Origin of the sequence: Labilithrix sp. (assembly GCA_019637155.1) — a bacterium.
In the GTDB taxonomy this organism is placed as follows: domain Bacteria; phylum Myxococcota_A; class Polyangia; order Polyangiales; family Polyangiaceae; genus Labilithrix.
The window spans coordinates 144,848-168,661 of sequence record JAHBWE010000007.1 but is presented as its reverse complement, the minus strand read 5'-3'; the positions used below and the strand labels follow the sequence as shown (position 1 = coordinate 168,661).

Below are 23,814 nucleotides of genomic sequence, written 5' to 3'. Positions count from 1 at the left end.
TTCGCTTACGTTGGTTGGCCCGCTCATGAGATGGCGCGCCTTCGGTTTCGCCGCAGCGACGATCGCCGTGCTCCTGTGCACGCGTCCGGCGCGCGCGGACGACGACGACGCGCCGGAGCCCGAGCCCGAGGCGCCCACGTCCGAGCCCGCGCCGCCGTCGCCGCCGGAGCCCGAGCCCGCGCCGCCGACGCCGCCGGGAGAGACGGCGCCCATCCCCGAGTCGCCGCAGGACACGCCGACGCCGCCCGACGCGAAGACGCCGCTCGAGCACCTCGCGCGTCCGCCGGGGCAGCCGGTGCCGGTGCCGACGCCGAGCCCCGTCGTCCTCGGCGGCGAGCCGACGCAGCCCGGGCGCGCGGCGGTGCCGCTGAAGTGGAAGCGAAGGCGCTTCTCCGGCGTCGACTACGCGATCCTGTTCACCGGCGCGGGGCTCACGCTCGCGGCCGCGATCGTCCAGCCGATCGGCGAGAACGAGACGGGCCCGATCTACTTCGATCGTCGCGTCGCGAAGGCGCTCCGCGCGCCGACGCTGCAGACGCGCTACGTCTTCCGCGACGCGAGCGACGTCGGCCTCTCGCTCGCGGCGACGTGGCCCTTCTTCATCGACGCGCTCATCACGGCGTGGTGGTACCGCGGCAGCCGCGACGTCGCGGAGCAGATGTCGCTCCTCGGGCTCGAGACGCTCGCGGTGAGCGGCGCGATCCAGGGCGTGACGAACGTGCTCGTGAGCCGCGAGAGGCCGTACGGCCAGACCTGCGGCGCGGGCCTCCCCGGCGACGCGCTCGACTGCACCGGCAGCACGCACTACCGCAGCTTCTTCAGCGGTCACTCCGCGTTCAGCTTCACGTCGGCGTCGCTGATCTGCTTCAACCACCTCGAGCTCGAGCTCCTCGGCAAGCCGTGGGATCAGATCTCGTGCGGCGCCGCCTACGCCGTCGCCGGCGCGACCGCGACGTTCCGCGTCGTCGCGAACGTGCACTACCCGACCGACGTCCTCACCGGCGCGCTGCTCGGCACCGCGATCGGCTGGGGCGTCCCGCTCCTCCACTTCCGCCAGCCCGAGCTCGCCACGGTGAAGACCACCGGCGGCCTCACGATGCGGCTCGTTCCCCACGGCGCCGGCGCCGGGGTCGTGGGGATCTTTTGAAGTCTTTTCATGGTCAGGGGCTTCGCCCCCGACACCCCCACCCCAGGACACGGCCCTCGCGCTGCGCGCTCGGGGCGCTGCGCGCCCGCATTCGCGGCCGCTTCCTGGGGCCCCTTTTTCTGCTTCTGCTTTTTTCGTCGGGGGCGTTTGCGCAGGGGGCGGCGCCGGGGGATCGGGTCGTCATTCCTGGGGAGCCGACGCATCCTCTCGATCCGACGCCGCCGCTCGGGTTGTTGCCGACGTCGAGCGACGCGCTCGTCGATCCGCGCATGGCGCGCTCGTGGGGCGCGGCGCCTGCGCGCTTCTTCCTCGCGACCACCGTCGACGTCGGGTTCGTGTACGCGCGCCCGCGCCTCTCCGCCGGTTACGGGAAGCCCTTCACGAGCTGGTTCGGCGTCGACCTCAACCCGGTCGCCTCCGGCAACGGCCTCGGCGCGTACGGCGGCCTCCGCCTCGAGGTCCCGTTCGTCGACGTCCGCGCCGGCGCGCGCTGGTTCCGCGCGTTCAACCGCACGTACCTCGATCCGGCGGACCGCTACGATCGCATCACGCTCGAGACCGAAGGAGGAGACCCTTCGCGCGCCCTCACCTACGAGGTCGAGCTCGACACGTCGATCCCGGTCGGCCCCGGCAACGTGATCGGCCGCGCGAGCCTCTCCTACGTCACGGGCGTGCCGGACGGGAAATACGTCTTCGAGGAGACGCTCCGCGTCATCGTCGACCCGCCCTGGGTCTGGCGCGCGCGCGGCGGCTACGTCTTTCGTCTCGGCAAGTACTCGCAGCACGGGATCGGCCTCGTCGTCGACTACCTCGACGTCCCGAAGCGCGACGACTCCGAGACGCTGCGCGTGGGGCCGATCGTCCGCTGGGTCCTCTCGCGCCGCGTCGAGGTGCGGGGGAGCTTCGTCCTCACGGTCATCAGCGCCGATCGGCTCGGCTTGGTCGGCAGCGACTTCACCGAGCTCGGAGTGCGTTATCGCTGGGCGACGGAGTGAGTGGTATGGTGCCCGGCGTGGCGCGACTCGCCGGCACCACGCTCCTCTTCGTCGCCTCCTTCGCCATCGCTTGCGACAGCGCGTCGGAGCACGAAGGCTGCATCGATCCCGCCGACCGGAGCAAGCCGGGCCCGGACCCTTCGCAGTGCCCGCGCTCGACGTTCCCGGAGCAGGGGTTCCGCGCGCTCGAGGTGAGCGGCATCGTCCGCCGCGGCGAAGACCCCGTCGCGGGCGCGCAGGTCCACGTCACCCCCGCGCCCGACACCACCACGCTCGCGGGCTCGCCGCCGTTCGACACGACGAGCGACGTCGCCGGCTTCTTCCGCGTCGCGAGCTCGGTGCCGAAGCGCTACGACCTCTCGTTCCGGCTGCCGGGCGGCCTCGACGGGCGCGACGACGTCCTCGTCTATCGCAGCGTCGGCGGGCGTTACCTCGAGCCGCACCTCGATCTCCCGGTGCGGACGCTCGCGACGGCGTGGGTCGCGCGCGTCGACGTCCGTCTCGCCACCCCGCTCGCGGCGGGCCAGGCGCTCCGCTTCCTCGCCGCCGGCGACGGCGTCGTCGGCGTGACGGGCGACGCCGCGAGCGGCCTCTTCGTCCATACGACGAGGTACACCGCGACGGCGACGCTCCACGCGATCGCCTACGACGCCGCGCGCGGCCTCAACAGCGCGACGGCGTACGCGAAGGTCGACGTGATCACCGACGCCGCCAACCCCAAGGTGCTCGCGCTGCACCTCGAGCCGCTCACCGGCGAGCGACCGACGCCGACCTTCGAGCTGGAGGAGGCTCCTCCCGGCTTCGTCCCCGGCGACGTGGTCGTGCGCATCGGCGTCGGCCGCACGAGCGACGCGGTCCTCGTCTCCATCCCGTGGGGCACGACGACGAGCCTCGCGCCGATCCCGAACCAGAGCTTCACCTACCAGCTCCGCGCGACGCGCGCCGACGGCGCGATCTCGGACAGCGGCGAGACCGGCTTCGACATCGGCGCGCTCACGAAGATCAAGCTCGTCGCGCCGCCGGAGGTCACCGCGCCGGCGGACGGCGCGACGATCGGCCCCGGCGATCTCCTCGGCGCGGGCGGCCCCGGCGTCATCGAGCACGTCTTCGAGCCCGCGAGCGCGACCGGCGCGGGGATGCACATCGTCCAGCGCCTCGGCCCCGAGACGCCGCTCCCCGATCCGCGCCCGCTCGGCGTGTCCACCCTCGCCGGCACGTACACGTGGACGGTCAGGAGTTTCCCGAACCTCACCTGGGTCGAGAACGTCTGGGGCCCCGACGGCCGCCGCTACCGCCCCTTCGCGATCTCGCCCCCGCGCACGATCACGATCCGCTGAGCGGGCGCGTTCATGCTCGACGCCTCCGCGAGGTTCGTGCAAACGGGTCGCATGCTCCCGCTCCGTCGCGTCGTCGCTCCCGCTCTCGTCTTCGCCCTCGCTGCGTGCGGCGGCTCGGAGGCGAAGCCGCCCGCGCAGGGAGGGATCTGCAAGGACACGCCCGCGGCCGCTCCCGCTTGTGTGCGCGGGCGCACGATCGTGCTCGTGCGCCATGCCGAGAAGGGCGCGGAGGGAGGGAAGGACCCGTCGCTCTCGGATCGCGGGAAGGCGCGCGCGAAGACGATCGCCGGCCTGCTCGCGAGCTCGGGCGTGACCAGGCTCGTCGCGACGCCGTACAAGCGGACGCAGGAGACGCTCGCGCCGCTCGCGTCGATGCTCTCGCTCCAGGTCGAAGCCGCGGCGCCGGACAAGACGAAGGCGCTCCTCGAGTCGGCGCCGGACGGCGCGGTCACCGTCGTCGCGACGCACTCGAACGTCATCCCGCCGCTCGTGAAGGAGCTCGCCGGCGGGGCGAAGCTCCGCGGCGTCGACGGCGATCTCCTCCCGGAGGAGGACTACGGCCGCGTCGTCGTGATCGCCCAGCCGTGCGGCGCGAAGCCGTTCGTCGTCGAGCTCAGCTCGAACGTGGAGTGAGGTCGCCTCACGGAAAGTCGCTGATCGGCGTCGCCGTGAGCGCGCGGTCGGTGCTGCCGTTGCCGAGCTGGCCGAGCGTGTTCGCGCCGAAGCACACCGCCTTGTCGTCGGCGAGCACGACGCACGTGCGATCGCCGCCCGTCGCGACGGCGCGCGCGGCGACGACGCCTCGCGCCTGGACGGGGGCGTCCTTCTTGTCGTTCGCTTCGACGGCGCCGATCCCCAGCTGGCCCTGACCCGCGAAGCCCCAGCACATGACCGCGCCGGTCGCGCGCACCGCGCACGCGTGATCGATCCCGGCCCAGACGTGCTTCGCGTCGGTGACGTCGCTGACGAGGATCGGCGAGGGGTTCGGCTCCGGGGAGGCCGCGCCGTTGCCGAGCTGCCCCTTGTCGTTCGCGCCCCAGCAGTACACGCGGCCCGACGCCTCGAGCGCGCACGCGAACTTCGCCGCCGCGACGACCTGCGTGACGTCCGAGAGCGAGAGCTTCACCGGGCCGATGCCGGCGCCCGCGTCGTCCGAGCCGATCCCGAGCTGCCCGGTCGCGTTGCTGCCCCAGCACACGACGTCGCCGTCGCCGACGAGCGCGCAGGTGTGATCGGCCGCGGCCGCGACCGCCTTCGCGTTCGAGACGCCCTTCACCTTCACCGGCCTCGAGGACGACGTCTTCGTGCCGTCGCCGAGGTTGCCGGAGCCGTTGTAGCCCCAGCACGAGATCGTCTTGTCCGCGAGCAGCGCGCACGTCGTGCTGTTGCCGCCCGACACCGCGACCGCGTTCGTGATCCCGATGACGTCGACCGGCGCGGACGAGCGGTTCGTCGTCCCGTCGCCGAGCTGGCCGAACGAGTTGACGCCCCAGCACGAGACCGCGCCGCCCTTCCGCACGATGCAGGTGTGCGCGAGGCCGGAGGCGATCGCGATCGCGTCGCTCACGTTCGGGACGCTCTTCGGGCGGAGGACGTTCTCGCGCGTCCCGCCGAACGGCTCGCCGTCGCCGATCTGACCGGCGCCGTTGTCGCCCCAGCAGCGCACGGTGCTGTCGAGCATGCGCGCGCAGCCGTGGTTGTAGCCGAGCGCGATCGTGGGGCGCTCGGTCTCGTCGAACGGCACCTCGCCGCTGTCGTCGTCATCGTCGTCGTCGTCGTCGCCGGGGGGAGGTCCGCTGTCGGCGCGCGGCACGAACGACTGCTTCAACTTGACGTCCTCGACGCCGATGATCGCGTTGCACGCGACGAGCGCGCCCGCGCTCGCGAGCGCGACGACGAACCACGATCGCAGCGGCATCAGAAGTCGCTCACCGGCGTGGGGACGTTCTTGTCTTCGGTCGAGCCGATGCCGAGCTGCCCGTCGCCGTTGCGGCCCCAGCAGAGCGCCTTGTCGTCCGAGGTCAGCGCGCAGGTGCGGCCGCCGCCGTTCCAAATGAAGCGTGCAGTCTGCACGTTCTGCACGTCGACCGGGATCGGGCTCTTGTTCGTCGCCGCGTCGACCGGTCCGATGCCGAGCTGCCCGAAGACGCCGTTGCCCCAGCACATGACGTTGCCGGCCTTGCGGACGGCGCAGGTGTGCGTGCTGCCCGCGCCGAGCGAGATCGCGTCGGTGATCGCGACCGCGATCGGCGAGGGGTTCGCCGCGGTGCTGATCGCCCCCGCGCCGAGCTGTCCGTCGCTGTTGCGGCCCCAGCAGTGGATCGTCCCGCTGCGCGTCCGCGCGCACGAGTACGCGGACGCGACCGCGACCTCGACGACGTCCGAGAGCGCGGTCACGCGCGTCGGCTTCGTCGTGTCTTCGAGCGAGCCGGTGCCGAGCTGGCCGTCGACCGCGCCGCCCCAGCACCAGAGCTCGCCGTTCGTCTTCACCGCGCAGGTGTGGTTGGCGGCGGGCGCGATCTGCGCGACGTCGTCGAGGCCGTTCACGGTGACGGGCTTGGTCGAGTCGGCGGTCGTGCCGTCGCCGAGCCCGCCGCGGAAGTTGTAGCCCCAGCACGCGGCCTTCTTGCTCTGGCGGATGACGCACGTGACGTTGCCGCCGGCCGAGAGCGTGACCGCGTCGTCGAGCTCCTTCACCTCGACCGGGTTCGACGAGTCGAGCTCCGTCCCGTCGCCGAGCTGGCCGTAGAAGTTGTCGCCCCAGCACAGCACCTTGCCCGACGCCTTGAGGATGCAGGTGTGGTTGCTGCCGGCCGCGATCTGGATCGCGTCCTTGACGTTGGGCACGTCCTTCGCGCGCAGCGAGTCGGGCGGGATCGGGGCCTGCGCGTCGCGCACCTCGGCGCCGTCGCCGAGCTGGCCGAAGACGTTGGCGCCCCAGCAGCGGACGGTGCCGTCGAGCATGCGGGCGCAGGTGTGGCTGAAGCCGAGCGCGAGCTGCGGCCGGTCTTTCTCCACGGTCGGTCCGGAGTCGCGCGGCCCGTCGTCGTCGTCGTCGCCGAAGTCGTCGTCGTCGTCGGGGCCGCCTTCGTTCTGGAGGCGCGTGCCGCCGCTGCCCTTCAGCTTCACGTCCTCGACGCCGACGATCGCGTTGCATGCGAACGCCACGCACGCAGCGCCCATCACGGCAAGCACCCAGCGCCGCGAGCCCAAAGCCATGGCGTCAGTTTAGCATCATGCTCGCGAAGCGGCCGCGGCTTGGTCCCACCGGATGATTAGCGATCCAGGCAGGAGGCAGACCACGGTCGCGAGCGCGAAGGTGGCCTGTTTTCCGACGAGATCGGCGCAGATCCCGCCGAGGAGGCCGCCGATGCCGAGCGCGAACGCGTTCAAGCTCGTCAGGATCGTGTACTGGAGCCCGGCGTTCGCGGGCCGCGTCGCGGTCATGAGCGCGGCGAAGAGGACCGTCGTCCCGAGGCCGCTCCCGAAGTGCTCGATCGCGAGGGCGGCGGTCGTGACGCCGATCGGCGCGTGCATCCGATCGACGACGACGAGCGGCGCGCAGACGAGCGCCTGGAGGACGAGCGCGCTCGCGAGCGCGCGCTTCTCGCGGAGGAACCGGTGCACCGCGCCGCCGGCCGCGGCGCCTGCGAGCGCGGAGGCGGAGCCGACGCTCACCATCGCGGCGCCGATCTGCTGCTTCGACCATCCGTAGTCGACCGCCATCGGCTTGAGCAGCGACACCGCCATGTGGAGCCCGAGCTTGAACGTGAGCGCGACGAGCACGACGCGCCGCGCGTCGCCGCCGAGCATGTGCCGCACGAGCGCCCAGCCGCCGAGCGCCGCGCTCTCGCCCGGGTCGCCGGCGCCGCCGCCGCGCGCCTGCTCCGAGCGAGGTCCCCCTTTGCGCGGCGAGGGGAGCGCCTCCTCCGCGCCGAAGAAGGCGCCGAGGCTCGCGGCGCCCACCGCGGCGGCGCACGCGAGCAAGGTGACGCGCTCGCCGAGGACGCCGACGAGCAGCAGGAGCGCCGCGCCGCCGACGAGCATGCCGAGGCGATACCCCGCGACCTGCGCGGTGTTCCCGAAGCCGCGCTCGTCGGGGCGGAGCACGCGCACGGCGAAGGCGTCGACGAACACGTCCTGCGTCGAGGCGAAGAGCGCGGAGAGGAAGGTGAGCGCGAGCCACAGACCGAGCGCGTTCTTCAGCGGCGCGATCGCGAAGCACGCGACCGTCACCGTCAGCGCGAGCTGCATCGCGAGGATCGCGCGCCGCGTATGGGGCCGCACCGAAGGCCGATCCGCCACGCTCGCCCAGACCATCTTGAGCTGCCACGGCAGCTGCAGCCAGAACAGCGCCGCGATCGCGGTGTAGCTCGCGCCGCTCTCGCGGAGGACGACCGGCAAGTACTCCGTCGCGAACCCGAACGGTATCCCCTGCGCGACGTACAACGCAGCGAGCGCCACCACGACCGACCGCCCGCGCACGCGGTCATGCTAGCAAGTCGTCAAACAGCCAGCATCCGGGCCGCCGCGAGGGCGCCCGACACGATCTCGACGGGGTGATCCCAGCTCGCGATCGTCATCCGAACCTGCCCGTTGGTGGAGTCGAGCGTGAGGACCTCACCCGGTCGACCCCGCCGACGGCCCGCCGTGACGAGCTGACGGAACTGGGGGTTCTGCAGGACGGCCGCGGCCTGGGGCGAGCCGGCGAAGCAGCGGTACCGGCCGTCGAAGTCGCTGTCCGAAGAGAGGGCGATCGGAATTCCGAAGGGCGCGTCGGTGGTGTGGTGGATGGCTCGGAGGGCGAGCGGCAGCGACGCCGGTGCTTGCACGAAAAGCACGGTCATGACGCTGTTCCCTTTTTGGTGGGAAACGTAGGTTTCCTCGTAACGAACCGGCAACCCCTGCCACCACCCGGTCGCGACGAACGGCTTCTCGGATGCCACGGTGAGCTGTAGCTGCGCGAGGGTCTTGCTATCGGCCATGGGCCACCGTAGCTCGGTCTTGGCGAAGCCGGACCTCGATTGCGGCGTCGACCCTCGCGTGCCACGATCACAGCACCATCGGGCGCTCGTCCGATGCGACGAAGACGGGCGCGATCGGCTCCTTCGGTCAGAGCGCGTCGATGCGGATGCGGTCGATGCTGAAGCCCTCGGGAAGGAGATGGACGACGGAGCCCGCGGGGACGACGTGCCCTTGCCCCGAAGGAATCGACATCGACTCGTCGCCCTTCGTGATGCGCACCTCGTCCTCGAGGAGCTCGAACGTCACTTCCTCGCCGTTGTCGATCGCGAAGCTGGAGAGCGTGCCGTTGATCAGGAGCTTGCTGTTGATGTGACGGATCTGGAGATCGCCGATGTAGAACGTGCCTCTCGAGGGGGTGTGGCCGTACGTCACGTGAAACGTGGAGAAGGGAGCCGACACCGTCAGACGCGCGTCGGTCCAGGGCTCCAGCATCGCGCCCTCGAGCCGCACGTTGTCGCCCCAGCTCTGTCGCGTGAAGCTCGCGTCGGAGAAGTCGTCGTAGAAGACGACCGGCGCGCCGTTCTGGTGACCGGCTGGGTTCGTGCAGCGCGTGTACGCGAGCGCCAAGCCGCTGCCCGAGAGCGCGGACTCGTACGTGTTGCGTGCCTTGTTCCAGCGCTCCTGCTCGTACGTGCTGGCGCCGACGCCGAGGCGCAGCGTCTCCTCCATCACGAGGTCGTCGCCGTCGACGCGCACGGTCTGGAAGGTCTGAATCGCTCCCGGCGTGTGGCCGGCGCGATAACCGATCAGCTCGCTCGGGACCTGCGGATCGCGGACGAAGCTGGCGCCGAACCCGTCCGCCTCGTTCGTCGCCTCGTCGTCGGCCGCGCCCGGCTGGAACGAGTAGTGGACGGTCGTCGCGCCCGGTTCGTCGCCGCGGCCCGCCGCCCGACGCGCGCACGTCCACACGCGACGAAGCCCGTCCGGGCTCCGGCTGCCGAAGCCGAGGGCCTTCGCGAGGGCGCTCCGATCAGCCGTCCGCGGGAGCGGGCTCGCGCCCTGGCGAAACGCCGTCCGCAGACGCGCGACCTCGACGTCCTCCGCCGAGGTCGCGTGCTGTTCGCTCGCGGCGCTCGTGTCGTCCGCGTTCACGGTGCAGCCGGCGAGCATGAGAAGAGGAAGGGCGAGGCAGGCGATGGAGCGAAGCATGTCCGCTCGCATGCTCTGCGCATGCCAACCTACATTGTGAGTGTAGCCTCGAAAAGGCGAGCGATTTCAGCGTGGTCGTCGGGGGGGCCTGGCGTGGAGCGGAACCAACCGTCACCCGTCGGGTGACAGCGCTTGCGTCGTGTGAGTGCTGCAGCGTGGACGCGGTGATGGATCGTCAACGCGTGCGGGCTGTCACACGCGCTCGTGTCTTCCTCGCGCTCGACCGCGCGCGGGACGTGAACCGAGCTCGACGCCGAGGACGCGCGCTACGCGCCGGAGGACACCGTGTCCTCGTCGCGCGCGGTGCCGAGGATGACCGTCGATCTCGACCAGCTCCTTCGCGATCGACAACGCCGGACGTCTCCGTCTATAACCCGGAGGATCTGAATGGCCGCGCGCGCACGAGCAGCCGACGATCGTCCCGCCCTCGTGCTCCTGCACGGGTTCGCGCTCGACTCGCGCATCTGGCGGCGGCAGGTCGAGGCCTTCGGGAAGGACCACCGCCTCTTGCTCGTGGACCTGCCCGGCTTCGGACCGCAGGCGCGCGAGGTCGGTGAGGTCGAATACGCGAGGGAGGTCGCGCGCGCGATGGACGCGGCGCACCTCGGCAAGGCCCACGTCATCGCGTGCGCGTTCGGCGCCGCGGTCGCGGTCGACTTCGCGCTGCAGTATCCCGATCGCGTCGCGTCCCTCGTCCTCGCGAGCCCGATGCTGCTCGGACGCAAGCTCGGGATCGAGTCGTGGCAGCGCTGCGTCGGCCTCGCGAACGACGGCGATCGCGCGACCGCGGCGGAGATGTGGCTCGAGGATCCGCTCTTCGAGTCGCTCCGCCACTCGGAGGAGCTCTTCGACGAGGTCCGCTCGATCGTCCTCGACTACATGGGCCATCACTGGACGGGGAAGGTCACCGCGACCTGGAACGAGCCCGACCCGCTCCTCCGCCTCGCGAACGTCCGCGCCCCCGCGCTCATCGTCTCGGGCGCGCGCGACCTCCCCATCTTCCATCAGATGGCGGACGCGTACGCGAAGTCGATGCCCAACGCCCGCCGCGAGGTCCTCGAGAGCGCCGGCCACCACGTCAACCTCGAAGCCTCCCAGGCCTTCAACGCCGCCGTCCGCACGCACCTGGCGGCGAACAAAACCGCGTAGCGCCGGTTTGGCGCCGTTGCGGCGCACCGTCACGTCTGACCCTTGACCTCTGCGGGTTGCGATGTTTTCGTGGAAGCCGACAAGGAGGGGCCATGAAGAATCGCCGATGGGGACGGTGGCTTGCGCTCGTGGTGGCGAGCGTCGCGCTTGGTGCGGGGTGCAGCGAGCGCGCGAACGAAGCGGCGCCGAGCGCTCGGAGCGGCGGTGAACGCGCAGGCAGCGTCGGAAGCGCAGTGACGCTGACCCCAAACCAGAACGCAGCCATCCTGCTTCCGTCGGGGCGCGAGCTGGCGGACATCGCGATCGCGGCTGGCGACGGGATCTCGATCGACCCCCATGCATCGGTCGTCGCGTCGCAGAGTGGAGCCGCCGGTCTCGTGTTCAACGCCGGTCTTTCGAAGACGCTCTTGAGCACTTGGTCACAGGCGCGCGACGTCGTGAGCGTGGGCCCTGTCGAATTGAAGAATCGTGCGACCGTCGACGGGGACGTCACATCGGCGGGGGCAGTTCTTCGTCATTAGGGCGCTACCATCACCGGCGCGACGCACCAGCACCAGGCGGTCCCCGTTCGCAGCATCGTGATGCCGCTCGTGGTGACGCCCGGAACGCAGAACGTCCCCGTGACCGCGGGCGCAAACGTTCAACTCGCCCCCGGGCGCTACGCCAGCGTCACGACGAAGTCGCAGAGCGTCCTCTCGCTTTCTGCCGGTCGATACGAGCTCAACTCGCTCGACATTCACTCGAAAGCCGCCCTCGCCGTCGACACGACCAATGGTCCGGTCGTGCTCCTCGTGCGCAGCGCGGTCGGGCTCGCCGGCTCGGTCGCGACGTCGGGACCGAGCGGCCGGTTCATCCTCGGCTTTACCGGCACCCAGGCAGTGAACGTGGACGGTCCGTTCCGCGGCTCCGTGTTCGCCCCGTACGCCGCGCTCTCGCTGAGGGCGCACCAGCACAGCGCCGGGATCCAGGGCTCGTTCTTTGCGAAGTCGGTGAAGATCGAGCAGCACACGTCGGTCCAGTTCGAGGCCTTCGAGCATTGGTCGCGACTCTTCGGGCTCCGTCCGATCCTCACGTGTCTCTCGCAATCGCGCGTCGACTCCGCTGCGGGCCTGTTCGGCTACGAAAACGAGACGATGGGTCCGATCGAACTCGCGCTCGGCGCCGACAATCGACTGGAGGGCACGTCCTTCAGCACGCCGTCGACGCTCTTTCAGCCGGGTCTGAACCCCTACGCGTTCTACGGCTACTTCGATCCTTCTCAGGGGTCGGCGACGTGGTCGATCCTCGGCACGTCCGTTACCGCGGAGAGTGGCTCACTGCGCTGCACCGCGACCGACGTCATCCCCGTGCCCACGCAGACGTTGGACCTCACGATCGACGCACCTGGTGAGCCGAGCGCCGCGGCGACGGCGCGAGCGGTGTCGAACTTCTATGGTCCTGGCTATTCGACCGCGCCCGTTCCGCCCGCGCCGTTCGCGGCGGCCTCGATGACGCTCAGCACCTTCGCGGGTCCAACTGGGCCGCGATTCCGGCTGCGTGTGACCGAGGTCACTCGCGGGGACGACGGCTGCGGCGACAACGATCCGGTGTTCAAGTCGGTGATCATCGGTGGCCATGAGCTCGGGCCGCGGGACATGCAAGAGTGCGCGGAAGAGAACAACTGCGACGAGCTTTTCGATGCCCCGTTGGACCTCGAGGCCGCGGAGGTCGAGGCGACGTTCGACGTCTGGGATGACGACGCCCTTCTCTGCGGTGGCGACGACCGACAATTCTACTTGAAACTGAGGTTCAACGCAGTGACGGGAGCCAATGTCGGCGGTTCGATCGACGAGTTCGACCCCTCCGAATCGAGATTCGTGGACGTGGGAAGCCGGTGCGTTCGAACACGTGACGGCGACGGGTTCTGCTGGTCGGTCGAGGTGATCCGTCCCACCGAGGTCTGCTTCGATTGGCCGGCCGACTTCGTCGACTCGGGGCCCTGGAGCAATGGTGCTTCAGAGGACTATTACGCCGCGCGCGGCGTGCAAGCGTTCCCGGCGTCCCGCGCGCTCGCGAGCGTGACGCTCATAGCCGACGGCGCCGTGCGGTACGCGTTCGATGGAGTCCTCGACGAACGCGGCTGCATTCCGAAGGACCGGCTCCCGGACCCGTTTGCGTGGGGCCGCGAGGACAACCTTCGCGCCGCGTTCTTCCTTCGACCGGTCATGTGCGCAGATCCGACCGGCGCTGCTTGTGCGGAGAGCACGACGAGCAGCCTCGGCGCTGCGAACATCGTCGTCGCGGACAGCGAGAATGCGAGCACGCCAAGGTTTTGCACTGCCTTCGCGGAGCGAGCGGCGGACGCGCCGAGCGCGTGTCGAACCGTCACGGCAGCGGAGGGGGCGTTTGCAGGATGGCCGAACGGCTACGGTCCTCCCATGCTTCGAATCAACGCCACCGACGTCGGGACCAAGGACTCGATCACGCCGACCACGCGCGTTGCGGCGGTGGTGAGCCACGCACTCGAACGCGAGCGCGAGACGGGCGGCGATCTGTCCGTCGTTCTCGGCCTCGTCGAGCGCCGCTACGCGGGCGCGACGCCGACGATCTTTGCGAATCAGGAGTGCCCTTCCATTCGTGGCACGGCGTGTACGAGTGGCAATAGGCTCTACCTTGAGCCCGACTTCGTGCAGCGACCAGGTGTGTTCGGCAGCAATCGGTTCAAGTTCGTCGTCGGACACGAGCTCGGACACTTCTTCCAGCACGCGTCGCAGGGGACGCTCGCCAAGTCGTACGGAACGGACGACATCAACCCAGTGTGTGCCTGTCGTCACGTTCCCCTGGTCGACGGGTCGCATTGCATCCAGTCGATGGAGACCGCAAATGCCGCACAGAGCGAGGGCTACGCGCACTTCCTCGCGGCGAAGCTCTGGAACCGGGACACCGACGCGGACTGCACATTCGGCTATTACAAGGAGTTCCTCGATACGACCTGTCGTTCGGGCGCAGAGGAGTGCGGCCTCGACCCCGAACCCGACCCCGGTCGGCCGGCGCTCTCCTTGACGAAGCCTCCGTATCCGATCTCGTGCACGGAGAAGAGGAGATGGCGGAACACCCACTGCTTGGACTCGACTGCGACGGACGACAAGTTGACGCAAGGAGTCGAGATGGACTGGCTAGCTTTCTACTGGGCCATCAACACGGGGCAGGCCGCTGAGCGATGGCCAACCCGCCAGATACACGACGCCTATCGCAGCGCGTGTGGCGCAGCTACCGGCGAAGGATGTCGGCAGGCCACCGTTTCGTGGGCGCAGCTGCGTGGCGCGGCCTTCGCTGTTGCCGAGACAAACGAGCACGCTCGGTTCCTTGAAGACACCGGGCGCGAGACCCGCGTCGACGACCAGCCATGAGGTTCGGCACGCGGTTCCGCGTTGCGCTCTGCGTGGTGGCTGGGGTTCCCGCCACGCACTGCAACACTACCGAGCGTGTGGGAGGTTCCGCCGACGCGGCGACGGCGAGCCCGGTGCCGCCTAGAGACGATGCGAGCGCCGCGGGCGAGGCCGGCCCGGTCGTCGTCATCGAAGCGACCAGTGGCTGGACGGCCGTGATCGACGGGAACTCGTGTACGCATGTGGCCGTCCGGCCGAGCTGTGCGAACGGATTGTGCCGCATCCCGCCAGGATGTTTCGTGCAGGGCTCACCGGACGACGAGCAAGGGCGAGGCGAGAACGCCGAGCCCCTTGCGCCCGTCACCCTCACGCGGGCCTTCGACATCGGCGAGACGGAGGTCACCGTCGAGCAGTGGCTGAAATTCAGCTCGAATCTCCCCAACAACCGCGCGGGGGCGAAGCCTGGGTTCACGTCCATGGAGGCGACGTGTCCCGTCACGCACACGACGTGGTTCGAGGCCCTCGCGTACTTGAATCACCTGTCGACGACCTCGGTACCCCCGCTGCCCGCGTGCTACCAGCTCGCCGGCTGCACGGGCGAGGTCGGCCGGGGCTTCGCTTGCACTGTCGTGAAGCTCACCGCGCCGAGCATCTACGAGTGCGCCGGCTTCCGTCTCCCGACCTACGCCGAGTGGGAGTACGCGGCTCGGGCGGGCTCGCGCACGGCGGTCTACTCCGGAAATCTCGTCCGCATCTCACGCCCTGGCGAGGTCATCTACGATCCCAACCTTGACGCTATAGCGTGGTATGCGTGGAACTCTGGAAATACGACACACCCGGTAAGAATGAAGCTCCCGAATGCGTGGGGTCTCTTCGACACGATTGGGAACGTCTACGAGTGGGTCAACGACCGGTACCGAAGCCACTTCCCCACCGGGCCCCAGACGGATCCCAGTCCCACGATCGAGGCGGATGTGTCGACCCCGCGCTCGTCCCGGGGCGGTGCGTTCTTTTCTTGGTCGACGGCGGCGCGTGCCGCAAACGCGTCGGGCCCGCCGTCAACGGCCGTCGTGCCTGATGGCTTCCGCATCGCGCGGACGATTCAGTGATGCGGGACGTCCGAGACGGAGCCTGAAAACCCGGGATTTCGAAGACCACGTCTCGAAAGAGTCCATATCGCTTGCGAAAACCCGCGCAGTGGGTAGAGTGCGCGTCCCTCGTCCTCCCTCGGGAGGTCGCGGGCTCGGGGAAACTCGAGTGTTTCTCAAGCTCTAAGCTGCCGTAACGGCCTCTGAAGCTCGTCCGAAAGGACGTCGGAGGTACGACGGGGCCCAAGAGGAAGGCTCCAAGACCATGGTTTCGAAGGCGATCGCCCGCTTTGCGCGGCTCAGCCCCCGCAAGGCTCGTGTCATGATTGAGCTCGTCCGCGGCCGTCAGGCCGGCGAGGCGCTGCAGCTCCTCGAGTTCACGAAGAAGGCGGGTGCGCCGGTCGTGAAGAAGCTCATCGAGAGCGCCGTCGCGAACGCGCGGACGACGAGCCCGGGCGTGGACCTCGACACCCTCTTCGTCGAGACCGCCTTCGTCGACAAGGCTCCGAACAAGCACATGCGCCGCTGGCGCCCGCGCGCGATGGGTCGCGCGACGCGCATCCAGAAGGGCATGAGCCACATCACCATCCACCTCGGCGCGCGCGAGTAGGAAATCAGCAATGGGTCAGAAAGTTCATCCGTACGGCTTCCGCCTCGGCGTCATCAAGACGTGGAACAGCAAGTGGTTCGAGGACAAGAACTACGCGAAGTGGCTCCACGAGGACGTCCGCATCAAGCGCGCCGTGAAGGAGTACCTCATGAACGCGAACATCGCGTCCGTCGAGGTCGAGCGCGCCGCGAACAAGGCGAAGGTCATCGTCTACACCGCGCGCCCCGGCATGGTCATCGGCAAGGGCGGCAAGGGGATCGAGATCCTCAAGATCGGTAACCTCAAGACCGCGGCGAAGGGCGAGACCAAGTTCCCCGGCGTCCAGTCGTTCACCGACAACGAGGTCTTCATCGACGTGCAGGAGATCCGCAAGGCGGAGACCTCCGCGCAGCTCGTCGCCGAGAACGTCGCGATGCAGCTCGAGCGCCGCGTCGCCTTCCGCCGCGCGATGAAGAAGGCCCTCTCGACGGCGATGAAGTTCGGCGCGAAGGGCATCCGCATCCGCTGCGGCGGTCGCCTCGGCGGCTCCGAGATGAGCCGCGTCGAGACCTACCGCGAGGGGCGCGTCCCCCTCCACACGCTCCGCGCCGACATCGAGTTCGGTCAGGCCGAAGCGCGAACCAAGTACGGCATCATCGGCGTCAAGTGCTGGGTCTTCAAGGGTGAGGTCCTCGCCCGCCGCCAGCGCCGCCCGCAGATCGCAGGAGCCACCTGAGTCATGCTCTCTCCCAAGCGCACCAAGTTCCGCAAGATGCAGAAGGGGAACAACAAGGGCATCGCGTACCGCGGGTCCGACGTCTCCTTCGGCGACTTCGCGATGCAGGCCGTCGAGCCTGGCCGCATCACCGCGCGCCAGATCGAGGCCGGTCGTATGGCGATCACCCGTCACGTGAAGCGCGTCGGCAAGCTCTGGATCCGCGTCTTCCCGCACCGCCCCGTCACCAAGAAGCCCCTCGAAGTTCGAATGGGTGGAGGCAAGGGCGGCGTCGAGGAGTGGGCGGCGGACATCCAGCCCGGCCGCGTCATGTACGAGATCTCGGGCGTCGACGAGAAGACCGCGCGCGAAGCGTTCCGCCTCGCCGGTCACAAGCTCCCGCTCGGTTACAAGTTCCTCATCCGCGGGAGCATCCAATGAAGGCGAAGGATCTGCGCGAGCGCAGCGTCGAAGACCTCCGCGAGCTCGAGAAGTCGCTCGCGAAGGAGACGTTCCAGAACCGGTTCAAGAACTTCACGAACCGCCTCGACGACACGAGCTCCATCAACAAGACGAAGCGCGACCTCGCGCGGGTGAAGACGATCCTTCACCAGCTCGAGCTCAACGCCGAAGCGAAGGGCGAAGCTCCGAAGAAGGTGGCGGCTCCCGCGAAGCCGGCGAAGTCGCCGTCTCGTAAGAAGGTCGCGTTGAAGGCCCGTCCCAAGAAGAAGAGCGCGAAGTAGCCATGGCAAAAGAATCCAAGAAGGGCGCGGCCGAGGCCGCGGACATCCCCGCCCCGAAGAGCTCGCGCACGCTCGCGGTCGAGAAGGCCGCGCACGGCTTCCGCCGCAAGATGACGGGCAAGGTCATCAAGGCGAAGATGGCGAAGACCGTCGTCGTCGAGTGCGTCACCTCCACGCGTGACAAGCTCTACGGCAAGTACGTCCGCTCGCGCACGCGCTACAAGGCGCACGACGAGACCAACCAGTACAAGGTCGGCGACGAGGTCGAGATCCAGGAGCACCGCCCGATCTCGCGCGACAAGCGCTTCATCGTGGTGCGCCTCGTGAAGAAGTTCGTGGAGGAATAAGCGCCATGATCCAGATGCGTACCAACCTGGACGTCGCCGACAACTCCGGCGCCAAGCGTGTCCAGTGCGTCAAGGTCCTCGGCGGCTCGCGCCGCCGCTACGCCCGCCTCGGCGACGTCATCGTCGTCGCGATCAAGGAGACCGTCGCCGGCGCGAAGGTGAAGAAGGGCGACACGGCGAAGGCCGTCGTCGTGCGCGTGAAGGACGACACGTCTCGTCCCGACGGCACGTCGATCCGCTTCGACGAGAACTCGGCCGTCCTCATCAACGCGACGCTCGAGCCGATCGGCACCCGCATCTTCGGGCCGGTCGCGCGCGAGCTCCGCGGCAAGAAGTTCATGAAGATCATCTCCCTCGCTCCCGAGGTCGTGTGATGAGCACCCAGCGTCTCCAGAAGGGCGATCAGGTCATCGTGATCGCCGGCAAAGACAAGGGCAAGAAGGGCAAGGTCATGCGTCTCTTCATCGAGACCGACCGCGTCGTCGTCGAGGGCGTGAACCTCGTGAAGCGCCACATGAAGCCCAACCCGCGCATGCAGCAGGGCGGCATCCTCGAGCGCGAGCAGCCGCTCGCGGCCTCGAACGTGATGCTCGTCGACCCGAAGACGGGCAAGGGCACGCGCGTTCGCATCAAGACCGACGACAAGGGCAAGAAGGTCCGCGTCGCGGTGAAGAGCGGCGAGGAGATCCCGTCGCCCCGTAAAGCGGCCTCCGCCGAGAAGGCGAGCTGAGGGTAGCCATGGCTGACGAGAAGAAGCCCAAGGGCGAGAAGAAGGGCAAGGGCAAGGAGCAGCGCGGCGGAAGCCAGGCTGTCATCGCGCCCGCCAACACGTCGAACACGCAGGCGATCGCCGCGCGCTTCGCGACGAAGTACCGCGACGAGGCGGTGCCGGCGCTGCAGAAGCAGTTCAACTACACGAACCCGATGGAGGTCCCGCGCCTCGAGAAGATCGTGGTGAACATGGGCCTCGGCCAGGCCGTCACGAACCCGAAGATCATCGACTCGGGCGTCGACGAGCTCCGCGCCGTCACCGGCCAGAAGCCGGTCGTCACCCGCGCCAAGAAGGCGATCGCGAGCTTCAAGCTCCGCGAGGGGATCCCGATCGGCGCGATGGTCACGCTCCGCAGCGAGAAGATGTGGGAGTTCCTCGACCGCCTCATCTCCGTCGCGCTCCCGCGCACGCGTGACTTCCGCGGCGTCTCGCGCAAGGCGTTCGACGGCAAGGGCAACTACACCCTCGGTCTCAAGGAGCAGATCATCTTCCCCGAGATCGACTACGACCGCATCGACGTCATCAAGGGGCTCAACATCTCCTTCGTGACCTCCGCGAAGACCGACGAAGAGGGGCGCGCGCTCCTCCAGGCCATGGGAATGCCGTTCCGCGCGGCCTGAAGGAAATAAGGACAAGACAATGGCTCGTGCGTGTCAGTTTGCGAAGCTCAATCGACCCCCGAAGTTCGAGGTCCGCCACGTGAACCGCTGCAAGGTCTGCGGCCGCTCACGCGGCTACTACCGCAAGTTCGAACTGTGCCGCGTCTGCCTGCGGCTCTATGCACTCCGCGGCGAGATCCCCGGCGTCATCAAGGCGAGCTGGTGAAATCATGAGCATGACCGATCCGATCTCGGACTTCCTCGCGCGTATCCGCAACGGCGCCCTTGCTCGCAAGGACCGCGTGGACATGCCGCACTCGTTCCTGAAGAAGAACATCGCCGATGTCCTCAAGCAGGAAGGTTATGTCGACGACGTCCGCGAGAGCGACGGCGAAGGCAAGAAGACCCTCACCGTCGTCCTCCGCTACGGCCGCGGCAAGGACAGCGCGATCGACGGGCTCCGTCGCGTGTCGGCTCCGGGCCGCCGCGTCTACGTCCGCCACGACCGCATCCCGCGCGTCCGCAGCGGCATGGGCATCTCGATCCTCTCGACCTCGCACGGCGTCATGACCGACCGTCAGGCGCGCGAGCAGAAGGTCGGCGGCGAGCTCCTCTGCGAGGTCTGGTGATCCAATGAGCAACGAAGCAGCCACTCCCACCGCGCCGCTCCGCCAGTCGCGCGTCGGCAAGCGCCCGATCGCGCTCCCGAAGGGCGTCACCGTCACCGTCGCCAACGGCAAGGTCGACGTGAAGGGCCCGAAGGGCCAGCTCTCGCGCCCGCTCACGCCGAACGTGAAGGTCGAGATCGCGAACAACGAGGTCTCGATCAAGCCCACCGTCGACGGCCGCGACGGCGCCCGCTTCCAGGGCCTCGCGCGCTCGATCATCAACGGCATGGTCGAGGGCACCTCCAACGGCTACACGAAGACGCTGCAGCTGGTCGGCACGGGTTACCGCGCCGAGGTGAAGGGCAAGATCCTGAACCTCCAGCTCGGCTTCTCGCACCAGATCAACTACCCGATCCCCGAGGGGGTCACCGTCCAGATCCCGGGCGACTCCAAGGGCACCATCGTCATCTTGACGGGGTCGAACAAGGAAGTCATGGGCCAGACCGCCGCGAAGATCCGCGGGTTCCGCCCGCCGGAGCCGTACGGCGGCAAGGGCGTTCGTTACCAGGGCGAGAAGGTCCGCGAGAAGGCCGGCAAGGCCGCCTCGAAGGGCAAGTAAGGAGCTCCGAGATGTCTCTCCAGATCGTCGGCCGCGAGCGCCGCAAGCTTCGCATCCGCACCAAGGTCAACGGAACGCCGGAGCGTCCGCGCATGACCGTGTTCCGCTCCAACGCGCACATCTACGCGCAGGTCATCGACGACGTCGCGGGCAAGACGCTCGCGCACTCCTCGACCCTCGCGAAGGACGTGAAGCCGCAGGCGGACGACACCAACAAGAGCGAAGCCGCCAAGCTCGTCGGGAAGACGATCGCGGCGCAGCTCAAGGCGAAGGGGGTCACCAAGATCGTCTTCGACCGCAACGGCTACATCTATCACGGCCGTATCAAGGCCCTCGCCGACGGCGCCCGCGAAGGCGGATTGGAATTCTGATCATGGCCATCGAACAGATCGACGAAGACAAGCTCAAGGAGCGCATCATCCACATCAACCGCGTCGCGAAGGTCGTCAAGGGCGGCCGTCGCTTCTCGTTCGCGGCGCTCGTCGTCGTCGGTGACGAGAGCGGTCACGTGGGGGTGGGCCTCGGCAAGGCGAACGAGGTCCCGGAGGCGATCCGCAAGGGCAACGACCAGGCGCGCAAGAACCTGTTCAAGGTCCCGCTCGACGGCGTGACGGTGCCGCACGAGGCGCACGGTCACTTCGGCGCCGGCAAGGTGTTCCTCCGTCCGGCGTCGCCGGGAACGGGCGTCATCGCCGGCGGCGCGGTCCGCGCCGTCGTCGAGTCGGCCGGCATCCACGACATCCTCACGAAGTGCATCGGCTCGGCGAACCCGCACAACGTGGTCCGCGCGACGCTGCAGGCGCTCCGCCAGCTCCGCTCGCTGGAGATGATCGCGAACAAGCGCAGGAAGCAGACCGGCGATCTCGTTGTTCCGGGCAAGAAGGCGGCCAAGAAGCCGCTCACGGAGGCGACGGCGTCATGAAAGAGAAGCTCCGCGTCACGCAGACGAAGTCCTGCATCGGCGTGAACTGGAAGTTCCGCCTCAACCTCAAGGGCCTCGGTCTCGGCCGTCCCGGCAAGACCGTGGAGGTCGCGAACACGCCGTCGTTCCGCGGCGCGATCAAGAAGGTCCTTCACCTCGTCACCGTCGAGGAGATCTGATTCATCATGGCTGACACTCTCAGCAAGCTCGCGAAGCCGGCGGGCTCGACCGCCAAGAAGCTCCGCAAGGGTCGCGGCGTCGGCTCCGGCCTCGGCAAGACCGCGGGTCGCGGCCAGAAGGGCCAGTACGCCCGGCGCGCCACGTTCAAGCCGTCGTTCGAAGGCGGTCAGACCCCGCTCGCGCGCCGCCTCCCGAAGCGCGGCTTCAAGAAGCACAACCGCGCCGTCGTCGCCGAGATCAACGTCGGTCAGCTCGAGGCGTTCGACGCCGGCGCCAACGTCGACGAGCGCGCGCTCCGCGATCGCGGCCTCATCAAGGGCCAGATCGACCGCATCAAGGTCCTCGGCTCGGGCGACCTCACCAAGAAGATCACGATCACCGCGCACTCCTTCTCGAAGACGGCGCAGGACAAGATCTCGAAGGCGGGCGGCAAGGCCGTCCTCGTCGCGCAGGCTCAGGCCGCCGCGTCGGCGGAGTAGTCGCGCATGAGCATTCTCGCCGGGTTCGCGAACATCAACAAGGTGCCGGAGCTCCGGCGCCGGGTCCTGTTCACGCTCGGAATGCTCGCGGTCTTCCGCATCGGCTCCTTCGTCACGATCCCCGGCGTCGACCGGAACGTGATGAAGGCCGTCGTGAACAAGCAGGGTGGAGGCCTCCTCGGCTTCTTCAACATGTTCTCGGGCGGCGCGCTGTCGAACCTCTCGATCTTCGCGATCGGCATCATGCCGTACGTGAGCGCGAGCATCGTCCTCCAGCTCCTCACGATGGTCTTCAAGCCCCTCGACGAGCTCCGCAAGGAGGGCGAGCAGGGCCAGCGCAAGATCAACCAGTACACGCGCTACGGCACGATCTGCCTCGCGCTGTTCCAGTCCTTCGGCATCGCGATGAGCCTCGAGGGCCTGAACAACCAGGACACCGTCGGCGCGACCGGCGACGTCGTCACCCACACCGGCTGGGGCTTCCGCCTCATGACGATGATCACGCTCGCCACCGGCACGTGCTTCATCATGTGGGTCGGCGAGCAGATCACCGAGCGCGGCATCGGCAACGGCATCTCGCTCCTCATCTTCGCCGGCATCGTCACCGACATCCCGGGCGGGGTCTTCGGCTACTTCCAGACCCACAAGGGCTCGATCCAGCCGCTGAACCTCTTCGCGGTCGGCGCCATCGTCCTCCTCACGGTCGCGACGATCGTGTTCTTCGAGCGCGGGCAGCGCCGGATCCCGATCTACTACGCGAGACGAACCGTAGGCAGACGCGTCTACGGCGGTCAGACCGCGCACCTGCCGCTGAAGGTCAACACCGCGGGCACGATCCCGCCGATCTTCGCGAGCTCGCTCCTGATGTTCCCGGCCACGCTCGCGAACTTCAAGATCCCGGGCATGGCGCTGCTCCAGCAGAGCCTCGAGCGCGGTGACTGGCTCTTCAACTGCGTCTACGTCGCGCTGATCATCTTCTTCTGCTTCTTCTACACCGCCGTCACGTTCCAGGCGGTCGACGTCGCGGACAACCTGAAGAAGCAGCAGGCGTTCATCCCTTCCATTCGGCAGGGCAAGCAGACGGCGGAGTACATCGACAAGGTCCTCACCCGCATCACGCTCGGCGGCGCGCTCTACGTCGCGGCGGTCTGCGTCGTGCCGACCGTCATCAGCGAGTACTTCAAGGTCCCGTTCCGCTGGGGCGGCACCTCGGTCATGATCGTCGTCGGCGTCGCGCTCGACACGGTCAGCCAGATCGAGGCGCACCTCATCTCGCGCAACTACGAGGGGCTCTCGGGCGGCGGCGGCAAGGCCACGCGCATCCGCGGGCGAAGGGATCTCGCCTGATGCGTCTGGTCTTCGTCGGACCGCCGGGGGCAGGCAAGGGCACCCAGGCGAAGGTCATCTGCGAAAAGTACGGGATCCCCCAGATCTCCACCGGCGACATGCTGCGCGCGGCGAAGGCCGCGGGCACGCTCCCGAAGGAGCTCCAGGACCTCATGGCGGCGGGCGGCCTCGTGCCGGACTCCGCCGTCATCGACCTCATCAAGGCGCGCACGGACCAGGACGACGCGAAGAAGGGGTTCCTCCTCGACGGCTTCCCGCGCACGGTCCCGCAGGCGGAGGCGCTGAACGCGCTCCTCGCCTCGCGGGGGCAGAAGCTCGACACGGTCCTCGCGCTGATGGTGGACAAGAACCTCCTCATCGAGCGCGCGTGCCTTCGTCGCACGGACAAACGCACTGGACAGATTTATCACCTGAAGTATAACCCGCCCCCCCCGGACGCAGATCTGGAGCATCGGGCGGACGATCAGGAAGACGTCGTCCGGAATCGCATCGAAACGTACGAGAAGATGACCGCGGATCTCCTGCCCTTCTACGAGAAGGCGGGGCTCCTTCAGAAGCTCGACGGCGTCGGGGCGGTCGAAGAAGTGACGAAGCGGGTGCTGGGAGCGCTCGAGGTAGTGAAGAAAGAGGCATAGG

At 68.6% G+C, this 23,814-nt stretch carries 30 protein-coding genes; 25 read left to right on the top strand and 5 right to left on the bottom strand.

What is annotated here, in order from left to right; all coding sequences use genetic code 11:
- Positions 1-25: 25 nt before the first annotated feature.
- The 4 genes from KF837_16460 to KF837_16445 all read left to right on the top strand — a co-directional run bounded on the left by KF837_16460 (position 26) and on the right by KF837_16445 (position 4,112).
- Entirely contained in the window at positions 26-1,147 is a 1,122-nt protein-coding gene (locus KF837_16460; protein MBX3228916.1) for a phosphatase PAP2 family protein, read from the top strand.
- A 233-nt stretch (positions 1,148-1,380) separates the two neighbouring features.
- Positions 1,381-2,142, top strand: a complete 762-nt coding sequence (locus KF837_16455; protein ID MBX3228915.1) for a hypothetical protein — start codon at positions 1,381-1,383, stop codon at positions 2,140-2,142.
- A gap of 17 nt (positions 2,143-2,159) precedes the next feature.
- Positions 2,160-3,479 carry a carboxypeptidase regulatory-like domain-containing protein gene (locus KF837_16450; protein ID MBX3228914.1) on the top strand — a complete coding sequence of 440 codons (1,320 nt, stop codon included), beginning with the start codon at positions 2,160-2,162 and terminating at the stop codon, positions 3,477-3,479.
- Between the two features lie 51 nt (positions 3,480-3,530).
- On the top strand, positions 3,531-4,112 hold the full coding sequence (locus tag KF837_16445) for a histidine phosphatase family protein (protein ID MBX3228913.1): 582 nt from the start codon (positions 3,531-3,533) through the stop codon (positions 4,110-4,112).
- A 7-nt stretch (positions 4,113-4,119) separates the two neighbouring features.
- On the opposite strand, the gene KF837_16440 is transcribed toward KF837_16445, so the two are convergent.
- The 5 genes from KF837_16440 to KF837_16420 form a co-directional block, all read right to left on the bottom strand.
- The gene (locus tag KF837_16440; protein MBX3228912.1) at positions 4,120-5,397 is read right to left on the bottom strand and encodes a hypothetical protein; all 1,278 of its coding nucleotides are present in this window, start codon (positions 5,395-5,397) and stop codon (positions 4,120-4,122) included.
- Positions 5,397-6,698: a hypothetical protein gene (locus tag KF837_16435; protein MBX3228911.1), complete on the bottom strand. Its 1,302-nt coding sequence runs from the start codon at positions 6,696-6,698 to the stop codon at positions 5,397-5,399. Before KF837_16435 ends, KF837_16440 begins: the two co-directional genes overlap by 1 nt.
- A gap of 15 nt (positions 6,699-6,713) precedes the next feature.
- The gene (locus tag KF837_16430; protein ID MBX3228910.1) at positions 6,714-7,964 is read right to left on the bottom strand and encodes an MFS transporter; all 1,251 of its coding nucleotides are present in this window, start codon (positions 7,962-7,964) and stop codon (positions 6,714-6,716) included.
- A 20-nt stretch (positions 7,965-7,984) separates the two neighbouring features.
- A complete protein-coding gene (locus KF837_16425) occupies positions 7,985-8,464 on the bottom strand; it encodes a hypothetical protein (GenBank protein ID MBX3228909.1) in 480 nt (159 codons plus the stop codon).
- Between the two features lie 127 nt (positions 8,465-8,591).
- The gene (locus KF837_16420; GenBank protein ID MBX3228908.1) at positions 8,592-9,653 is read right to left on the bottom strand and encodes a hypothetical protein; all 1,062 of its coding nucleotides are present in this window, start codon (positions 9,651-9,653) and stop codon (positions 8,592-8,594) included.
- 387 nt (positions 9,654-10,040) lie between these two features.
- Between KF837_16420 and KF837_16415 the strand changes: the two genes are divergently transcribed.
- The 21 genes from KF837_16415 to KF837_16315 all read left to right on the top strand — a co-directional run bounded on the left by KF837_16415 (position 10,041) and on the right by KF837_16315 (position 23,813).
- Positions 10,041-10,802, top strand: coding sequence for an alpha/beta fold hydrolase (locus KF837_16415; protein ID MBX3228907.1), 762 nt, complete (start codon positions 10,041-10,043; stop codon positions 10,800-10,802).
- Between the two features lie 92 nt (positions 10,803-10,894).
- Positions 10,895-11,323 (top strand): hypothetical protein, encoded by a 429-nt coding sequence (locus KF837_16410; GenBank protein MBX3228906.1) that lies wholly within the window; start codon positions 10,895-10,897, stop codon positions 11,321-11,323.
- Between the two features lie 57 nt (positions 11,324-11,380).
- Positions 11,381-14,191, top strand: coding sequence for a hypothetical protein (locus KF837_16405; protein ID MBX3228905.1), 2,811 nt, complete (start codon positions 11,381-11,383; stop codon positions 14,189-14,191).
- Positions 14,188-15,279 carry a formylglycine-generating enzyme family protein gene (locus KF837_16400; GenBank protein ID MBX3228904.1) on the top strand — a complete coding sequence of 364 codons (1,092 nt, stop codon included), beginning with the start codon at positions 14,188-14,190 and terminating at the stop codon, positions 15,277-15,279. The genes KF837_16405 and KF837_16400 overlap by 4 nt, the downstream gene beginning before the upstream one ends.
- A 244-nt stretch (positions 15,280-15,523) precedes the next feature.
- Positions 15,524-15,868, top strand: coding sequence for a 50S ribosomal protein L22 (gene rplV / locus KF837_16395; GenBank protein ID MBX3228903.1), 345 nt, complete (start codon positions 15,524-15,526; stop codon positions 15,866-15,868).
- Between the two features lie 10 nt (positions 15,869-15,878).
- Positions 15,879-16,583 carry a 30S ribosomal protein S3 gene (rpsC, locus tag KF837_16390; protein MBX3228902.1) on the top strand — a complete coding sequence of 235 codons (705 nt, stop codon included), beginning with the start codon at positions 15,879-15,881 and terminating at the stop codon, positions 16,581-16,583.
- A 3-nt stretch (positions 16,584-16,586) separates the two neighbouring features.
- Entirely contained in the window at positions 16,587-17,003 is a 417-nt protein-coding gene (gene rplP / locus KF837_16385; GenBank protein MBX3228901.1) for a 50S ribosomal protein L16, read from the top strand.
- A complete protein-coding gene (gene rpmC, locus KF837_16380; GenBank protein MBX3228900.1) occupies positions 17,000-17,305 on the top strand; it encodes a 50S ribosomal protein L29 in 306 nt (101 codons plus the stop codon). The genes rplP and rpmC overlap by 4 nt, the downstream gene beginning before the upstream one ends.
- A 2-nt stretch (positions 17,306-17,307) precedes the next feature.
- On the top strand, positions 17,308-17,652 hold the full coding sequence (gene rpsQ, locus KF837_16375; protein MBX3228899.1) for a 30S ribosomal protein S17: 345 nt from the start codon (positions 17,308-17,310) through the stop codon (positions 17,650-17,652).
- A 5-nt stretch (positions 17,653-17,657) separates the two neighbouring features.
- Positions 17,658-18,026 carry a 50S ribosomal protein L14 gene (gene rplN / locus KF837_16370; GenBank protein ID MBX3228898.1) on the top strand — a complete coding sequence of 123 codons (369 nt, stop codon included), beginning with the start codon at positions 17,658-17,660 and terminating at the stop codon, positions 18,024-18,026.
- Positions 18,026-18,382 (top strand): 50S ribosomal protein L24, encoded by a 357-nt coding sequence (gene rplX / locus KF837_16365; protein ID MBX3228897.1) that lies wholly within the window; start codon positions 18,026-18,028, stop codon positions 18,380-18,382. Before rplN ends, rplX begins: the two co-directional genes overlap by 1 nt.
- 8 nt (positions 18,383-18,390) lie before the next feature.
- Positions 18,391-19,044: a 50S ribosomal protein L5 gene (rplE, locus tag KF837_16360; GenBank protein ID MBX3228896.1), complete on the top strand. Its 654-nt coding sequence runs from the start codon at positions 18,391-18,393 to the stop codon at positions 19,042-19,044.
- 19 nt (positions 19,045-19,063) lie between these two features.
- A complete protein-coding gene (locus KF837_16355) occupies positions 19,064-19,249 on the top strand; it encodes a type Z 30S ribosomal protein S14 (GenBank protein ID MBX3228895.1) in 186 nt (61 codons plus the stop codon).
- A gap of 4 nt (positions 19,250-19,253) precedes the next feature.
- Complete coding sequence (gene rpsH / locus KF837_16350) at positions 19,254-19,652, top strand: 30S ribosomal protein S8 (GenBank protein ID MBX3228894.1); 399 nt, start codon at positions 19,254-19,256, stop codon at positions 19,650-19,652.
- A 4-nt stretch (positions 19,653-19,656) separates the two neighbouring features.
- Positions 19,657-20,250 (top strand): 50S ribosomal protein L6, encoded by a 594-nt coding sequence (rplF, locus tag KF837_16345; protein MBX3228893.1) that lies wholly within the window; start codon positions 19,657-19,659, stop codon positions 20,248-20,250.
- Between the two features lie 11 nt (positions 20,251-20,261).
- Positions 20,262-20,621 carry a 50S ribosomal protein L18 gene (gene rplR, locus KF837_16340; protein ID MBX3228892.1) on the top strand — a complete coding sequence of 120 codons (360 nt, stop codon included), beginning with the start codon at positions 20,262-20,264 and terminating at the stop codon, positions 20,619-20,621.
- Between the two features lie 2 nt (positions 20,622-20,623).
- Entirely contained in the window at positions 20,624-21,172 is a 549-nt protein-coding gene (rpsE, locus tag KF837_16335; GenBank protein MBX3228891.1) for a 30S ribosomal protein S5, read from the top strand.
- The gene (gene rpmD / locus KF837_16330) at positions 21,169-21,351 is read left to right on the top strand and encodes a 50S ribosomal protein L30 (protein MBX3228890.1); all 183 of its coding nucleotides are present in this window, start codon (positions 21,169-21,171) and stop codon (positions 21,349-21,351) included. Before rpsE ends, rpmD begins: the two co-directional genes overlap by 4 nt.
- Before the next feature lie 6 nt (positions 21,352-21,357).
- Positions 21,358-21,831 (top strand): 50S ribosomal protein L15, encoded by a 474-nt coding sequence (rplO, locus tag KF837_16325; protein ID MBX3228889.1) that lies wholly within the window; start codon positions 21,358-21,360, stop codon positions 21,829-21,831.
- A 6-nt stretch (positions 21,832-21,837) separates the two neighbouring features.
- The gene (gene secY, locus KF837_16320; GenBank protein MBX3228888.1) at positions 21,838-23,178 is read left to right on the top strand and encodes a preprotein translocase subunit SecY; all 1,341 of its coding nucleotides are present in this window, start codon (positions 21,838-21,840) and stop codon (positions 23,176-23,178) included.
- On the top strand, positions 23,178-23,813 hold the full coding sequence (locus tag KF837_16315) for an adenylate kinase (protein ID MBX3228887.1): 636 nt from the start codon (positions 23,178-23,180) through the stop codon (positions 23,811-23,813). The genes secY and KF837_16315 overlap by 1 nt, the downstream gene beginning before the upstream one ends.
- The last annotated feature ends 1 nt before the right edge of the window (position 23,814 follow it).

What these genes read in the sequence shown, in the direction of transcription:
- rplN (MBX3228898.1), top strand. Translation starts at nt 17,658, where the DNA reads ATGATCCAGATGCGTACCAACCTGGACGTCGCCGACAACTCCGGCGCC.
- rplR (MBX3228892.1), top strand. Translation starts at nt 20,262, where the DNA reads ATGTCTCTCCAGATCGTCGGCCGCGAGCGCCGCAAGCTTCGCATCCGC.
- rplE (MBX3228896.1), top strand. Translation starts at nt 18,391, where the DNA reads ATGGCTGACGAGAAGAAGCCCAAGGGCGAGAAGAAGGGCAAGGGCAAG.
- KF837_16425 (MBX3228909.1), bottom strand. Translation starts at nt 8,464, where the DNA reads ATGGCCGATAGCAAGACCCTCGCGCAGCTACAGCTCACCGTGGCATCC.
- rplV (MBX3228903.1), top strand. Translation starts at nt 15,524, where the DNA reads ATGGTTTCGAAGGCGATCGCCCGCTTTGCGCGGCTCAGCCCCCGCAAG.
- secY (MBX3228888.1), top strand. Translation starts at nt 21,838, where the DNA reads ATGAGCATTCTCGCCGGGTTCGCGAACATCAACAAGGTGCCGGAGCTC.
- rplP (MBX3228901.1), top strand. Translation starts at nt 16,587, where the DNA reads ATGCTCTCTCCCAAGCGCACCAAGTTCCGCAAGATGCAGAAGGGGAAC.
- KF837_16415 (MBX3228907.1), top strand. Translation starts at nt 10,041, where the DNA reads ATGGCCGCGCGCGCACGAGCAGCCGACGATCGTCCCGCCCTCGTGCTC.
- rpmD (MBX3228890.1), top strand. Translation starts at nt 21,169, where the DNA reads ATGAAAGAGAAGCTCCGCGTCACGCAGACGAAGTCCTGCATCGGCGTG.
- rplF (MBX3228893.1), top strand. Translation starts at nt 19,657, where the DNA reads ATGAGCAACGAAGCAGCCACTCCCACCGCGCCGCTCCGCCAGTCGCGC.
- rpmC (MBX3228900.1), top strand. Translation starts at nt 17,000, where the DNA reads ATGAAGGCGAAGGATCTGCGCGAGCGCAGCGTCGAAGACCTCCGCGAG.
- rpsQ (MBX3228899.1), top strand. Translation starts at nt 17,308, where the DNA reads ATGGCAAAAGAATCCAAGAAGGGCGCGGCCGAGGCCGCGGACATCCCC.
- KF837_16435 (MBX3228911.1), bottom strand. Translation starts at nt 6,698, where the DNA reads ATGGCTTTGGGCTCGCGGCGCTGGGTGCTTGCCGTGATGGGCGCTGCG.
- KF837_16410 (MBX3228906.1), top strand. Translation starts at nt 10,895, where the DNA reads ATGAAGAATCGCCGATGGGGACGGTGGCTTGCGCTCGTGGTGGCGAGC.
- rpsH (MBX3228894.1), top strand. Translation starts at nt 19,254, where the DNA reads ATGAGCATGACCGATCCGATCTCGGACTTCCTCGCGCGTATCCGCAAC.
- KF837_16420 (MBX3228908.1), bottom strand. Translation starts at nt 9,653, where the DNA reads ATGCTTCGCTCCATCGCCTGCCTCGCCCTTCCTCTTCTCATGCTCGCC.
- KF837_16315 (MBX3228887.1), top strand. Translation starts at nt 23,178, where the DNA reads ATGCGTCTGGTCTTCGTCGGACCGCCGGGGGCAGGCAAGGGCACCCAG.
- KF837_16445 (MBX3228913.1), top strand. Translation starts at nt 3,531, where the DNA reads ATGCTCCCGCTCCGTCGCGTCGTCGCTCCCGCTCTCGTCTTCGCCCTC.
- KF837_16355 (MBX3228895.1), top strand. Translation starts at nt 19,064, where the DNA reads ATGGCTCGTGCGTGTCAGTTTGCGAAGCTCAATCGACCCCCGAAGTTC.
- rplX (MBX3228897.1), top strand. Translation starts at nt 18,026, where the DNA reads ATGAGCACCCAGCGTCTCCAGAAGGGCGATCAGGTCATCGTGATCGCC.
- KF837_16440 (MBX3228912.1), bottom strand. Translation starts at nt 5,397, where the DNA reads ATGCCGCTGCGATCGTGGTTCGTCGTCGCGCTCGCGAGCGCGGGCGCG.
- rplO (MBX3228889.1), top strand. Translation starts at nt 21,358, where the DNA reads ATGGCTGACACTCTCAGCAAGCTCGCGAAGCCGGCGGGCTCGACCGCC.
- KF837_16460 (MBX3228916.1), top strand. Translation starts at nt 26, where the DNA reads ATGAGATGGCGCGCCTTCGGTTTCGCCGCAGCGACGATCGCCGTGCTC.
- rpsC (MBX3228902.1), top strand. Translation starts at nt 15,879, where the DNA reads ATGGGTCAGAAAGTTCATCCGTACGGCTTCCGCCTCGGCGTCATCAAG.
- rpsE (MBX3228891.1), top strand. Translation starts at nt 20,624, where the DNA reads ATGGCCATCGAACAGATCGACGAAGACAAGCTCAAGGAGCGCATCATC.
- KF837_16400 (MBX3228904.1), top strand. Translation starts at nt 14,188, where the DNA reads ATGAGGTTCGGCACGCGGTTCCGCGTTGCGCTCTGCGTGGTGGCTGGG.